Genomic DNA, 14,670 nt, shown 5'->3' with positions numbered 1-14,670 from the left:
CTCAGTTCAGTTAATTTGCGCGGATCATACGCACTTAAATCGGTAATTCAAGTTTAGATGATTTTGTTTGTATTATTGAGGTCATTTGTCAGCCCCGCTCGATAAAAGTACTAAAAATTAATCACTACTCTTTTGTAGATAATGCCATATGGTTTTAAATAGCTTTTCGGCATCGATTGGTTTTGTTAAATAGCCATTCATACCAGCTGCGAGAGCTTTTTTAACATCATCATCATGAGCATTTGCTGACAGAGCAATAATAGGAAGCTGATGTATAAATAGCTCATCACGAATCACTTTAGTGGCTTGCAAACCATCCATATTAGGCATTTGAATATCCATAAGCACTAAATCATAACGGGTTTCAGAGACCTTCTCAATGGCTTCAAAACCGTCACTGGCAACATCAGCAATACACCCTTTGGTTTTTAATATAGCGGTAGCAACATGTTGGTTTAGCGGATTATCTTCCACCAATAGGATCTTAAATTCAGCAAGCGATAAAGTACTCGTGTCAATCTCAGCAAAGAGAGGCTCTAATTGCTCGGCTTTAGCGAGAGGCGAGATACGTGGTAAGGTAAAAGTGAAAGTTGAACCTTGTCCTTCCTCGCTTACTAAACTAATATTTCCTCCCATCAATTCAACCAATTTTTTGCAAATACTTAACCCCAAACCTGTACCGCCGAACTGTCGCGAGGTAGAGCTATCGGCTTGTGCAAACGGTTGAAAAAGTTGCTGTTGAGCTACTTGGCTAATACCAATACCAGTATCACTGACACTAAAGTAAGTGACGTCTTGCTGCTGCCATACTTTGAGTGTGATTGTGCCTGTAGCGGTAAACTTAATCGCATTATTTAATAAATTCAACAAGACTTGCTTTAAACGTATTGGGTCGCTATCTAGCTGAAGATCCGCGTTGTTATCGAGTTCTAATATTAATTTCAGCGACTTTATATCAACGTCAAATTTCACCAAATTAACTAATTCATCAATAAGCTGATTTAACGCAATAGGCTCTTGTATTAAATCGAGTTTGCCAGCTTCCATTTTAGAGAAATCGAGTACATCATTTAATACTCGCAGCAACACACTCAGTGCACCATCAGCTTGTTCAATATAATGGCGGGCTTGTTGCCAATCTTGCTGTTGCAACGCTAAATAATGCAGACCTTTAATGCCATTGATCGGAGTACGTACTTCGTGACTCATATTCGCTAAAAACTGGCTTTTGATTTGACTTGCTTCATCTGCTTTTTGTTTTTCTTGACGCAACACTCGTGTTTGTTGAGCAACTTGCTCGCGCACCTGAATATTGGTGCCGGTCACTGAGATTAAAAAAGTGATCAGTAACCAAACAAATAACATCCCTAATATTTGTGCAAACCAATACATTATCCATGACGTTTGTGTTGTTGGTTCAAATAGCTGAACTTGCCAAATTCGCTGCCCGATAACTAACTGGTATTCACTCAGCAGTTCACTATCGGTGCGAGATGCGCGGTAGATTAGTTGTCGCTGCTGCGCATCAGTCACATCGTAGAAGTGCATACTTATTTGACTACGATGATTAATCTGCAAAGTATCAGCCAAGCGCGCTAAGTTAATAACGCCAACCACAAAGCCCCTAAAATCACCTTGCATCTCTAAGTCACCAAAAACCGGAAAGAAAAACAACACCCCAGTATCATCATTGTTACTTTGTACAAGCTTCATCGGCTCGCTGATAATCAACTCATTTAATGCTTTTGACATCATCATCACATTACGGATTTGCGCATTTGAGGCTAAATCAAAACCTAATACCTCTTCATTACCCAGCATCGGATGTACATACTGTACAGGGTAATAACTGTCCCGTTTAGTCACACTCTGCCACTGTTGCTGGGGTGATTGCTCTTTTATATAAAACTCATTAAAGCCTTCTAGACGAATTTGTTGTTGGTATTGAGCAACCGTTGATAACGGTACATTTGGCACCCATTCTAGGGCAAGTACTTCATTGCTGTAATTAAGTTGAGTTGTAGTAAAACGCTTAAATTCAGCGTAACTAACTTCATCACTACTGGCAAAAAAAGTAGAAAGCAGAGCTAAATGCGCCGATACCTCATCTAATTTATGATTTATTTCCAACCGAACTTCAGCTACTTTTGCTTCTTGCTTTTGAATATCTTTGTCTTTTTTCACACTTGCTGCAGCATAAAAGCTAACACTTATAACAATATAAATTAGGGTTGCAGGTAAAATTACTTGTAAGCGATGACGCATCTGCTCGTAATTAAAAGCCGCCAATATTAACGGTGTAAAAATTAACACCCCAATACTGTCGCCAATCCACCACGCCACAAAGTTATCAAAAGCGGTATGTACCGGTATTATATTATTGGACACCAATAAGCTAGTGCCTATCGCTGCAGCAATCACACAGCAAGCAGGCCCTGCAATGATCAAGCTTTGTACACTGTGTTTTAAAGAGGATAAATCTAGCGGAGCTTTAATTATTTTAACGATGCAATAGCAGCCTACCCAGGCCTGCAAAACGGCTGCAAAAGAGACAGCTAAAGCTTGTAAGAAAACCTGCCAATGCAGAATATCAGCAACACGATCGAGATGAATCATATTGGTGAGTAAAGCACCGAGCAAAACCCCAACTAAGGCGCGTCGCCCGCACAATAAAAACCCTGCAAGGGCAATGCCTGATGGTGGCCACGAAGCCACTGCATAACCATCAATAGCGAGCAGCGAATTACTGAAAAACCCAGTAATAAAATAAGCAAAAGTTAAACCAAACGTCAGAGTAAATATATTTTGCAATGCTCTGGCGCTCCTATTCAGGCCTCAACTAACTGTAATTACAAATAAAGGTCGAGTGCTTTTTGTGGTTGTGCGCTTTTACTATAACTAAGCTGTGCTTGTACTAAATATTCTTTGCTGTTCTCTGTGTTTAACGCTTTATCGAACACCCGAGCAGCAAGCTCATACTCACCATGAGCATTAGCTAAGCATGCAAGTGCCAGTAACAATGCTTGATTATCCGGCTCTTTTTTTAAAGTATCTTGTAAACTCGCCTGTAACTTTAATGCGTCTCCAGGGGCGGACACTTTTAATATATGTGCAAGCTCAATATGCTGCTCTGGTTTTTTCAGCATTTTAAGTAAACTTAATTCAATCTCATTTAAACGCCCAGCTTTTGCCATCGCAGCTAAGTAACAGCTATGCGCTTTTACTTTTACGTTTTTAGATAGTTGCTGATACTTATCGGTTAATTGCGATTCTGGCTGTGCCATAAAGTAGGTGGTTAATAATATCGACCATTGGCTATCTGTTAACGCTTTTTTACTTAGTAAACGCGGCATAAACTGCTCAAGCGCAGTCCATTTTTGCTGTTGCACAAGTACTTCGGCATACAATTTCAGCTCCAGCGCGGTGGCTTTTTTAGCTTCCGCTAACGCTTTTAATTCACTGCTTACTGTGCTGCAATCACCACTGGCTAACCAGAGTTTAGCCGCTTTTAGTTGGTTTGCTGGCGATATTTTCTCAAGTAATCCAATCGCTTTGCTTGTGTTATTATTTTGTAAAGCCGCTTTAGCTAGTAACGCATAGCGCACATCTTGCCAATTATCAGCCACGCTATTGTTTCCCAATGCCAGTTCTAGCTGCTCGCTATCACCATTAATTAAGCTCCATACACCTTGCTCAATCGCCGCTTGTTTACGCTCTTCACTGCGGGCAAAAAAACGATGGCGAGTATTGCTGTATAAAGACAAAATATAACGAATAAGCTTATAAGTTAAATACAAACCCAGCGCGATAACCAAAATGGTCGCGCAAAAAGCGACGATAGACCCTTCAATAGTAGTTTGATTAAACGAAATTAATACATAACCCACTTCACCTATTAACATAGGCGATAAAGCAAGTAATACAGCAACTGCTATAATAACCAATATTAAGCGGATCATTTTGCCCACTCCTTGATCTGCTCAGTACTTTGCAAAGTGATAGCTGGACTAAAGTTTAACTGCTCTTTGCTCAACTCCTGCAGCGCTTTAAGCGTACTTTTAGTTAGTGCTTCATCATGTTGGAAATAATCTTTTACTAATACTTCGGCTTGACTCAGAGCAGTAAAATAAATACTGGCTTGTTTAGTCAAAAGCGCATCTTGAGCTTGCGATAAATATAAACTTAATCGCTGTTGGATCAAATGACGCTCGTACTCTGTCAATAAAGGTTCAATAGCGATATCTTCACGTTGGCGAATTTTAATAAAGTTATCTTTAAATTGCTGCCACGAATTAGCTAAATTTTGCTGCCAATCACTAACGTTTTCGCTCAATACATGTTGCTCTTTTTGATCTACTTCTTGTGGTAATGCCACCGCATTGAAAACGAGCTTATCTACTTGCCCAAGTACACCGTGCAGCTTTAAATAAATTGCTTCTATTGCAACCGGCTCAACAGTGCTAAGCGCTTGCAAATCTTGATATATTGCTTGGCGAATAGCGCCAGTTCCTGGATGCTCTGCTAATAACGTATCTAATCGAGTTAATACTGCCGCCGCTCCATTATAATCATGCTCAGCCCACAGTTTAAACTCAGCCATACGCTGCAAACTAGTCACCTCTTGTGGATTAAGACTATATGTTTGTTGCTCTGCACGCTGCAAGGCGGCTGCTAATTGTTTTGCCGTGTTATCTGCATTTTCAGCTAAGCTAGCAGCAACTTTTTGCTCACTATTAAACAGCGCTTGTTGCAAGGTTTGCTGCGCAACTTTCACTGCTTGCAGCTCTTTACTGAGTAATTGGTTGTCAGCTGATAACTGATTAACTAACAGATTTGCTTGCTGTTGTGTATGAAGTTTTTGGTAAAACTGAAAACCAACACCAGAGGCCACAATCAACGAGATAAGTAATGCTAAGCTGCCAGTTTTACTTATTTTTTGTTTGTTGTTTTGGTTCGTTTCTTGTTTCATAGCAAAGTCTTTTTTTGTTGCCGAAGGAGAGTCTGCAACCTTAGCACTCGCCTTGGTTGAACTGCTTGGCGTTGCTTTAGGGTCAGCAAGCTGTGATGTTGGCTTTGTATCTTCACTCATAATGTTACCTTCGCTAATACAAGTAAACATAGCGCTATCGCTTGCACCTGCAGCAATGTGTATATTTGCCGAGTCAATCTGTTGCGCCGCAAGGTATTCACTAATGCGAGCACTGGCAACATAAAACTGGCACTGTCTGATCCACTCTAATTGTTTTGCGCCCAGTTCCCGAAAAATCGCATCAACTGCCGCATTACTTGTTATGACTATACCTTTAACATCAAGGCTTTGCCAGTGGTCTAGCCAGTCAGTTGCATTACCTTCTACAGGGCCTCGTTGATAAACCACTAAATTATTTAAAAATGCCCCACGTTGCTTTAAGTTTTTTGCAATCGTTGCTCGGCCATCTTTACCTTTGACCAACACTATATTTAGACCATCAACTTGCTGTAATGATTTTAAAGCCAGTAATCCTTCAGAATCATGCAGTTTAGGCACGGCTGCTCGTACGCCAAATGCCTGCCAAATGGCTTCTGCCGTTTGTTCACCTACGGCATAAAATTGCGCTTTAGTATTGATATCGGGTTTAAGTGCCAACAATGCTTTGACAGCATCTTGGGAGATAAAAATAATTTTATCTGCATTCAGTAAAGGGGTCAGTTGAGTATTATCTGGGGTTAAGTAATCAATTTTCAAAACCGGAAATAAAGTCGCCTGATAACCCCCTTGCGACAGTTGCTCTGCAAGGTCGGCGCCTTTTCCATGTGGGCGAGTTATCAGGATCTGTGACATTTATGCGTCTCTATATACTTCAGCTAAAATTTTATCTGCGCCTAAAGCAAGTAACTGTTCAGCCAGTTGCACACCAAGCTGTTCAGCATCAATTGCTTTACCACTGATCTCAGCGCGTAAAATTTCGCTGCCATCAATTGCGCCCACTAAACCACGTAAATGTACTTGCTCGCCATCAACTAAAGCATAAGCGCCAATTGGTACTTGGCAACCACCTTCTAAACGGCGATTCATTGCACGTTCGGCATTAACACGAATACGTGTCTCGTTATGCTCAAGTGGTGCAAGTAACGCTTGGGTAACCTCGTCATCAATACGGCATTCAATACCTACAGCGCCCTGACCATTCGCTGGTAACGATTCTTCTGGTTCAATAAATGCTTTAATACGGTCATGCATCTGTAAACGAATTAATCCAGCAGCAGCTAAAATAATCGCATCATATTGGCCATCATCAAGCTTAGCTAGGCGAGTATTGACGTTACCGCGTAAATCACGAATTTCTAAATCAGGACGCAGTTCACGAATTTGACACTGACGACGCAAACTCGATGTACCAACAATAGCACCTTGTGGTAGCTGTGCAATGTTGGCAAAGGTATTTGACACAAATGCATCGCGTGGATCTTCACGTTCACAAATTGTATGCAGTGCTAACCCTTCAGGAAAATCAACAGGTACATCTTTCATTGAATGCACAGCGATATCTGCACGGCCATCTAACATGGCCTGCTCAAGCTCTTTAACAAATAGTCCTTTGCCACCGATTTTTGCAAGTGGTGTATCAAGAATAATATCTCCTTGTGTCGACATTGGTACTAGCTCAACAGTAATGCCGGCATGGAAATGCTCTAGCTGTGCCTTTACAAATTCAGCCTGCCACAGTGCTAATGCACTTTTACGCGTAGCGATACGAATAAGTTGAGGTTTTTTTGTCACGTTTTCAGTCATAAAAGGAGTCCAATTAATTTTCTTTGCTGAGCCTAAAGGTGAATAAACACTTACTCAGCTAAAATGCGAAATTCTTTTTGTGCCAATAAATGGCCCTGTTCGTCAACAACATCAACACGCCAGTTGCCAACTTGTTCAGGTAAAATAGTTTTATTAGAGTAAGTGCGATACCGAGGAGACGTTACACCAAGCTCAATACTAGCTAGCACTTCATTTTCATAGCGCCAAACATGCTTGACCGTCTGCCCTTGCATATTTTTAAGCTCACTAAAAAATGCCATTGTTTCAGTAAATTCATTTAAACGCACATCCGCTTTAAAAACATTAACGGGCTCACGATCAACCACTTCACGGGTCAATACTGCGCGGCTTACTTTGTCGGTATCAATTTTTGCACCAAGAGCAACGCTGGCAATATGTGCGGATGTAGCAAAACTATCTGGTTGCTCCGCACTAACGTCACTTTCTACTGGCTCATTATTGGTATTTGTAGCAACAATAGTATTAGCTGCAAGTGCTTGGCTTTGTTCGGGCTGATTACTATCAACAATTTGCTGTTCTGGGCTATCAGTTATCATCGCCATTTCTAGCGATTCACTTTTATCATCCACTACACTAGCATCATTACCATCATCAGCATTAATATCAGTGAGTGTCGACGCTTCGCTGACTACCTCAAACTCTGTATTGTCTGCTACCGTTGTTGAAGATGCTAAAGGCGCGTCTTCTTCGCTTGTCTGTGCAACAGACTCGGGGCTATCAAGGGGTTGTTGTTGATCATTTTGCTCAGCATTTACGGAGCTCAACAGGCTATAAGTAAAAATAACTAACGCAAATATCATCAGTAGCGTAACGGTAACAATGCGCTGCCAATGCCATTGATAGGTTACCTCAGGCGCAATAGGTGCAGCCTCTCGACTCATACTTGCAGTGATCACTATTTTTTGTTTCATTTTAGCCTCGGCTACTCAACACTATTTAACTTAAGCGCGCGATCAACCAGTGGCGAATAGCCATTAGTTCTTCCCCGCAGAGCTGATGGCCCATTGGGTAATCTTGCCAACTTACATCCATGTTATGCGTTGTAAGTATGTCAAACGCATGACGACCTGCATCATAAGGTACTACTTGATCTTGGCTACCATGAGCCATAAATACCGACAAATCTGTATGTTTAGCTTCAGCCGTTAACTTATCTGGCACGCACATATAAGTCGAAAGCGCCATTACACCTGCCAGTTTCTGAGTTAAACGCGGTGCTAAATGTAGCGCAATAACGCCACCTTGAGAAAAACCAGCCAATATTATTTTATCTGCAGGAATACCTTTACCAAGCTCTTGCTCAATCAACTGCTCAACCTTCGCCGCTGATTCGCGTACTCCAGTTTCATCAGCGCGCTTGTCTAGATCCATAGATTTAATATCATACCAAGAACGCATTGCCATACCACCATTTATGGTGACCGGTTGTACCGGAGCATGCGGGAACACAAACCGCACACCTAATTCATCAGGCAATGCAAGTTGCGATGCGACAGGTAAAAATCCATCGCCTGAATCGCCTAAACCATGTAACCAAATAATCGTTGCTTGATGCTGGCCTTTTGCCGCGTATTCTACAAACTCTAAACTCATAGTGCTGATTGCCATTCTACCGTTTGGCCAGCTTGACGCGTTGTTGCTTCATTCATAAACTGCCAAAATTCTGCGCCCGAGCGATTATCAATCCACTTATCGCCACGCAATTCAAAATGGTGACCATTAAACTTAGTCGCAACCCATACTTGATGCAAAGGAGCTTGCTTATTAATCACAATTTTACTGCGATCAGCAAAAATAATCTCCAAAATACCTTGTGCAGATTCATAGTCTAAGTCAGCTTCACAGTCATCCACTTGTTCTTCAATGGTAAACATAAGAGCTTCGGCTAATTGGTGGTATTCATGATCAGTCATTATTGTTTCCTTTTACGGGCATTTAGCCAGATATTCGGTACGAATTGCATGCAGCTAGTGTAACAGGAATAAATTCATCCGCGAATAGCTGCATTTTTTAGATATTCTGTTAATCTGCGATTATAAAGCCAGCAACACGATTAATCTAATGAAAGAGATGCATCTTAAACAATTAAAACGACTTTCCCCACTTGGTGTACTACTCATCACTTTAGCTGGCTGCGGACAAAGCGGGCCACTATATTTGCCAGAAGATAAAGCCGAGCCAAATAAACCACAACAAGTAACAACTCCAGTTACGCAAACACAGTCATCAACAATTGAATCGAAACAGGACCAATAATGGACTTTTTTGACTATAAAAATAATCAGCTGCATGCTGAAGACATCGCTGTCAAGGAGCTCGCCGCACAATACGGTACGCCTTGTTATATATATTCTCGCAAAACCTTTGAGCGTCATTACCTTGCCTTTGCACAGGCCGCGACCAATCATAAAAACTTAGTTTGCTATGCTGTAAAAGCCAATTCAAACATTGCTGTTTTAAATGTGCTGGCACGCTTGGGCTCAGGTTTTGATATTGTTTCTAAAGGTGAGCTTGCCCGCGTCATTGCGGCCGGAGGCGACGCTAGTAAAGTGGTTTTTTCAGGGGTTGCCAAAACAGCAGACGAGATTGCCTACGCACTCAAGCTCGGGATTAAATGTTTTAATGTTGAGTCTGTCTCAGAGCTAGATCGTATTTCACACGTTGCCAGTGAACTTAATTTAGTCGCGCCAATTTCAATTCGTGTAAACCCTGATATCGATGCGAAAACCCATCCGTATATTTCAACGGGTTTAAAAGAAAATAAATTCGGTATAGATATTCTTACTGCAACAAGTGTTTATCAGTATGCTGCGTCATTGCCTGGCCTAAAAATCACCGGGGTTGATTGTCACATTGGCTCACAGCTGACTGAAATCAAACCATTTCTCGAAGCACTAGACAAAGTACTGGCTCTAATTGACGATTTAAAAGCCAACGGTATTGAACTCAGCCATTTAGATATTGGCGGCGGTTTAGGCGTACCATACAATGGCGAAGCGCCACCGCATCCAAGTGAATATGTGGCACATATCACCGATCGTTTAACTGATTATCAACACTTAGAGCTTATTTTTGAACCGGGCCGTGCGATTGCTGCCAATGCGGGTATTTTGGTTACAAAAGTTGAGTTTATAAAACAAAACCAAGATAAGTTTTTTGCAATCGTTGATGCCGGTATGAACGATATGTTGCGCCCTGCTTTATATCAAGCATGGCAAAAAATTGTGCCGGTAACGCCTCGTAATGACGACACACCCACATACAACTTTGATATTGTCGGTCCGGTGTGTGAAACCGGTGATTTTTTAGGTAAAGATCGCCTGTTAGCCTTACAACAAGGTGATTTACTTGCCCAGCGCAGCGCTGGTGCCTACGGCTTTACCATGAGCTCAAATTATAACTCACGGCCACGTGTGGCAGAGATCATGGTCGATGGCGAGCAGAGTCATTTGATCCGCGCGCGTGAAACTCTGGAAAGTCTATGGCAAGGCGAGAAAATTTTACCATAAACTTTTTGTAACGAGGCTGCTCTGTGGCATGATTAGCGCAGAGCAACCCGAATTAGAGCGCTATGTTAGTTAATTTTTCCAAAATGCACGGCCTAGGCAACGATTTTGTTGTAATTGATAACATTACACAAAACGTTTTCTTGTCACGAGACCAAATAAAAAAACTGGCAGATCGCCATTTCGGCATCGGCTTTGACCAACTATTAATGGTTGAAGCGCCTTATTCTCCCGATCTTGATTTCCATTATCGTATTTTTAATGCTGACGGTAACGAAGTAGAACAATGCGGCAATGGTGCTCGGTGTTTTGCCCGTTTTGTACGGATGAAAGGCCTTACAAATAAACATAAAGTCACCGTATCTACCAAATCAGGTAATTTAACCTTATACATCGAAAAAGATGGCCAAGTCACCGTCAACATGGGTCACCCTAATTTCGAACCGAGCAAAATTCCACTCAAAGCGACTAAGCGTGAACTGACTTATATTATTCGAGCAGAAGAACACACCGTATTTAGTGGTGCAGTATCAATGGGTAACCCACATTGTGTACTTGAAGTTGATGATATAGAGACAGCTGACGTCAGCACTTTAGGCCCGCTACTTGAAAATCATGAACGTTTTCCACAGCGCGTTAACGTGGGCTTTATGCAAGTGATTAATTCTGAGCATATTAAATTGCGAGTTTGGGAACGTGGCGTTAACGAAACGCTCGCCTGCGGTACAGGCGCATGTGCAGCAATGGTAATTGGCCAAATTCAAAGTAAATTATCCACTACAGTACAGGTCGATTTACCGGGCGGTAGTTTGCAAATTCGCTGGCAAGGTGAAGGCCATCCAGTGCGAATGACCGGCCCTGCAGAGCATGTATTTGATGGGCAGGTCGCTTTATGAGTAACTCAAACGACAAAGTAACTAGTGAGCAAGTGAGTGAGTTTTTACAACAAAACCCACTGTTTTTAGCTCAAAATCCAGCACTATTAGCCCAACTTGAGCTGCAGCAAGCGCAAGGCGCAACCTCATTAGTGCACATTCAACAGCGTCAATTGCGTGAACACAACACCATGTTGAAAAGCAAAATTGACAGCTTAATTAAGCACGCAAAAGAAAATGAGCTAATTTATGGCTTGTTCAGCGAGTGTCATCGCCAGCTTTGGACTAACTACGACTTTAAAACTTTAGCAATAAACTTACGCAATATTATTTGTACTAATCCGGCGATTAATGAATGCCACTTGCTTAAGTATGATAAAAAGTTTGCGCAACTAATTGAACACCGCTTAGAGCATAATGGCGTTTATCTGGGTCGCGTAAATCAGCAAGAGCGAGATTTACTGTTCAGCCCTGCTACACAATCAACTGCGCTCTATTTAATTGGTAACAGTCAGCACCCTATCGCTATTTTGGCCTTTGGCAGTGATGATGCAAACCACTTCGAACCGGCAAAAGATAGTTTATTTGTACTTGAGTTTGTTCGCTCACTGCAACTTAGACTGTTGGAATTGGAACTAGAGCAGGCATGAGCGAGCAGCAGCCGCCAAATGTTGATCAATTATGTGACAAACTAAGCGATAAGTGGCGCACGCCAATCCTATTATTTAGTGATTATCTGCGCTTCGAAAGACAATACTCACCACACACTATCAGCCAGTACACCAGCCAACTTAACTTCGCTGCATTGTATTTCAGCAAACTGTGTAATGATTGGTCAAGCGTACAGGGTGAGCATATACGCCGTTACAGCATGCAGCTTAGAAGCAAGCAACTAAGTGGCCGTACGATTAGTTTAAAGCTCAGCTGCATTCGCAGTTTGTATAAGTTTTTAAAGACCAAAGATAACAGTCAACAAAACCATTATCATAATCCGGCAGAAGCAATCAAAGGCCCCAAGTTTGCCAAACCCCTGCCTAAAAACCTTGATGTAGACCAAATGGCACGGTTACTTGATATTCACGATGATGATCCTCTTGCAGTTCGCGATCAGGCGATGATGGAGCTGATGTATTCGTCTGGCTTACGAATTAGTGAGTTAGTTGGTGCCAATATACAAGATATAAATCGCAGTGCGGGGGAAATATTAGTCCGCGGTAAGGGCAACAAAGAACGCCTGTTACCAGTGGGAGGCAAAGCGCTAGAATCATTAAATAAATGGCTTAAACTACGCCCTCAATTTGCTCATCCAGAAGAAATTGCAGTATTTGTCAGTAGCAAAAAGTGCCGTATTTCAGCACGTCACGTTCGACTTCGCATGCAAGAGTGGGGAATAAAACAAGGTATTAGCAGCCAAGTACACCCACATAAATTACGCCATTCATTTGCATCACATATTTTAGAATCATCGGGTGACTTGCGAGCAGTACAAGAGTTATTGGGTCACAGCAGTTTATCGGCCACCCAAGTGTATACCCATTTAGATTTTCAGCATTTAGCTAAAGTGTATGACAACACGCACCCTCGCGCTAAAAAACGTTCAAATACCGACTAGCAAGGAGCTTATATGATCCGCTTTAATCGTGCCATTTCACCTTTTACCGTATTGAGTTTTGACTTAGACGACACCTTATACAATAACCATCCGATAATTACAGCAGCCGTACAAGCACAGATAAATTATCTAAATGCATTGCCAAACTGGCAAGCACAAGGTAAAGACTATTGGCAACAGTGCCGTGAGCAGGCGCTACTTGATAACCCCGAGTTAGTCGACAATGTTACGCAGTGGCGCAAAAGCACTCTGCGTACAGCACTGGCAAAGCTCGGTTATCAAAACGCAGAGCTCGAACACCATGCTAATAATGCTTATCAAGCATTTGCTGATGCCCGCAGCCAAATTGTAGTGGATGATAAAGTGCTCGATTTACTTTCACAACTGAGTAAACGCTATCGCTTAATTGCTATTACCAATGGTAATGTAGAAATTGAACGTTTTAACTTAAATGGTGTATTTGAACTGGTTTTACAAGCAGGTATTCACGGTAAAGCTAAACCTCATACCACGATGTTTGAACAGGCCGCCGCCGCGCTTGGCGTCCCAACCCAGCACATTTTGCACATTGGTGATAGTTTAGACACCGATGTACAAGGTGCGCATAATGCGGGTTGTCAGTCACTTTGGTTAAATGACCAACCAGCTAAATATGCCTACAAAGGCTTAGCCGATATTGAAATAACTGATATTCAAGCGCTTAAACACTTTTTAAGCCAGCCATAATATTCTAGGAGCGAGCAATGAAAGGGACTGCTGTTACTAAATTTATCACGCTGCTGCTACTGCTATCAGTGGCACTTAATGGCTATTTATTGTGGCCACAACAGCAAGCAACAGCCCCACAAGCAGCCGTTAAATTGTCGCCATCAGTTATCGTTGAAAACAATCAGCAATCACTCTATCAGCAAGCTCTACAGCAATTTAATCAGCGACAGTTTACGGCTGCCTTAGCCAGCTACCAAGCATTAACTACAAGCCAGCCATTACAAGCTGAACAACTTTACTTTTTATGGTTAGATAAACTCGATAACTGGTTAAAAAATAATGAGCTCACAGTTGCTGAGACTTTTTTGCAATTATTTTTAAATAGCTATCCATACGATATAAATATGTTACAGCTTGATGCCGAACGTTTAGTGAAAAACCAGCAGCTACACCAAGCTATTGTTGCGTTATTATCATTGCAATCACTTGCCAATGAAAGCCAGCAAGCAGCCATTAATATGCGTTTAATACAATTGACCATGGCACAAATAAAAACGCTTACAGAGCAGCACGCGTGGCAAAAAACCATTAATCAAACCTTAGTGTGGCTTGATTATGATAACGAAAATCCTAATTACTTATTCGCACTAGCTAATGCGTATTACCATCTCGGTGACCTGCTAAGCGCGCAAGCAACATTAGATCGCTTTCCTTTGGAGCATCCATTACAAGCGAAAGTTGCTGAATTACAAACACGCATAGCACAAGCGCAAAGCGGTATTGATCTGGTGCCATTACGTCCATACGGCGCACACTATTTATTAGATATGCAAATCAACGATGCGCTCAACACCCAACTAATGATAGATACCGGGGCAAGCTTTACCGTATTACCAAATAACGTATTTCAAGCATTACGGCCAATACCCGACTATATTGATAGCTTAAGCATCAATACCGCCAACGGCCAAGTAATCGCAAAACGTTACCAACTTGATTCAATTTTAATTGGCCAGCAATATATTGAAAACTTTGAAGTGTTAGTAATTGATAACCATAGTGGGTATGGATTACTCGGCATGAATTTTTTACAGTTGTTTAAATTTAATATTAATCAACAAACTAATCAGCTAGAGTTAGCTAAATAAGGATGAC

General features: G+C 41.7%; 14 protein-coding genes. 7 read left to right on the top strand and 7 right to left on the bottom strand.

The features are described from left to right. Positions 1-117 precede the first annotated feature (117 nt). From H5180_RS06240 to cyaY, 7 genes are all read right to left on the bottom strand, one after another. The gene (locus H5180_RS06240) at positions 118-2,811 is read right to left on the bottom strand and encodes a CHASE domain-containing protein (protein ID WP_182757910.1); all 2,694 of its coding nucleotides are present in this window, start codon (positions 2,809-2,811) and stop codon (positions 118-120) included. A 38-nt stretch (positions 2,812-2,849) separates the two neighbouring features. After that, a complete protein-coding gene (locus H5180_RS06235; protein ID WP_182757909.1) occupies positions 2,850-3,959 on the bottom strand; it encodes a heme biosynthesis HemY N-terminal domain-containing protein in 1,110 nt (369 codons plus the stop codon). Continuing rightward, on the bottom strand, positions 3,956-5,821 hold the full coding sequence (locus H5180_RS06230; RefSeq protein ID WP_145239938.1) for a uroporphyrinogen-III C-methyltransferase: 1,866 nt from the start codon (positions 5,819-5,821) through the stop codon (positions 3,956-3,958). The genes H5180_RS06235 and H5180_RS06230 overlap by 4 nt, the downstream gene beginning before the upstream one ends. Then, entirely contained in the window at positions 5,822-6,760 is a 939-nt protein-coding gene (gene hemC / locus H5180_RS06225; RefSeq protein WP_149982317.1) for a hydroxymethylbilane synthase, read from the bottom strand. A 62-nt stretch (positions 6,761-6,822) separates the two neighbouring features. Beyond that, positions 6,823-7,725 (bottom strand): DUF2914 domain-containing protein, encoded by a 903-nt coding sequence (locus H5180_RS06220; protein WP_145239940.1) that lies wholly within the window; start codon positions 7,723-7,725, stop codon positions 6,823-6,825. A 25-nt stretch (positions 7,726-7,750) separates the two neighbouring features. Beyond that, positions 7,751-8,407 carry an alpha/beta hydrolase gene (locus H5180_RS06215; RefSeq protein ID WP_149982182.1) on the bottom strand — a complete coding sequence of 219 codons (657 nt, stop codon included), beginning with the start codon at positions 8,405-8,407 and terminating at the stop codon, positions 7,751-7,753. Next, entirely contained in the window at positions 8,404-8,727 is a 324-nt protein-coding gene (cyaY, locus tag H5180_RS06210) for an iron donor protein CyaY (protein ID WP_145239944.1), read from the bottom strand. The genes H5180_RS06215 and cyaY overlap by 4 nt, the downstream gene beginning before the upstream one ends. 148 nt (positions 8,728-8,875) lie before the next feature. Here cyaY and H5180_RS06205 point away from each other — a divergent pair, with 148 nt between their 5' ends. The 7 genes from H5180_RS06205 to H5180_RS06175 all read left to right on the top strand — a co-directional run bounded on the left by H5180_RS06205 (position 8,876) and on the right by H5180_RS06175 (position 14,663). Beyond that, a complete protein-coding gene (locus tag H5180_RS06205; RefSeq protein WP_145239946.1) occupies positions 8,876-9,070 on the top strand; it encodes an LPS translocon maturation chaperone LptM in 195 nt (64 codons plus the stop codon). Then, positions 9,070-10,323, top strand: coding sequence for a diaminopimelate decarboxylase (lysA, locus tag H5180_RS06200; RefSeq protein ID WP_149982184.1), 1,254 nt, complete (start codon positions 9,070-9,072; stop codon positions 10,321-10,323). The genes H5180_RS06205 and lysA overlap by 1 nt, the downstream gene beginning before the upstream one ends. A 62-nt stretch (positions 10,324-10,385) precedes the next feature. After that, the gene (gene dapF, locus H5180_RS06195) at positions 10,386-11,216 is read left to right on the top strand and encodes a diaminopimelate epimerase (RefSeq protein ID WP_145239950.1); all 831 of its coding nucleotides are present in this window, start codon (positions 10,386-10,388) and stop codon (positions 11,214-11,216) included. Then, positions 11,213-11,845 (top strand): DUF484 family protein, encoded by a 633-nt coding sequence (locus H5180_RS06190; RefSeq protein WP_145239952.1) that lies wholly within the window; start codon positions 11,213-11,215, stop codon positions 11,843-11,845. The genes dapF and H5180_RS06190 overlap by 4 nt, the downstream gene beginning before the upstream one ends. Further along, entirely contained in the window at positions 11,842-12,807 is a 966-nt protein-coding gene (locus H5180_RS06185) for a tyrosine recombinase XerC (protein ID WP_145239954.1), read from the top strand. Before H5180_RS06190 ends, H5180_RS06185 begins: the two co-directional genes overlap by 4 nt. A gap of 12 nt (positions 12,808-12,819) precedes the next feature. Then, positions 12,820-13,533 (top strand): HAD-IA family hydrolase, encoded by a 714-nt coding sequence (locus H5180_RS06180; protein WP_149982187.1) that lies wholly within the window; start codon positions 12,820-12,822, stop codon positions 13,531-13,533. A 17-nt stretch (positions 13,534-13,550) separates the two neighbouring features. Next, a complete protein-coding gene (locus H5180_RS06175; RefSeq protein ID WP_145239958.1) occupies positions 13,551-14,663 on the top strand; it encodes a retroviral-like aspartic protease family protein in 1,113 nt (370 codons plus the stop codon). Positions 14,664-14,670: the final 7 nt, after the last annotated feature.

The sequence above is a fragment of the Pseudoalteromonas sp. SR41-4 genome, from assembly GCF_014163985.1.
Lineage (GTDB): Bacteria > Pseudomonadota > Gammaproteobacteria > Enterobacterales > Alteromonadaceae > Pseudoalteromonas > Pseudoalteromonas rhizosphaerae.
Note: the sequence above shows the minus strand (reverse complement) of the source record. Positions and strands in the feature narration are given on the sequence as shown.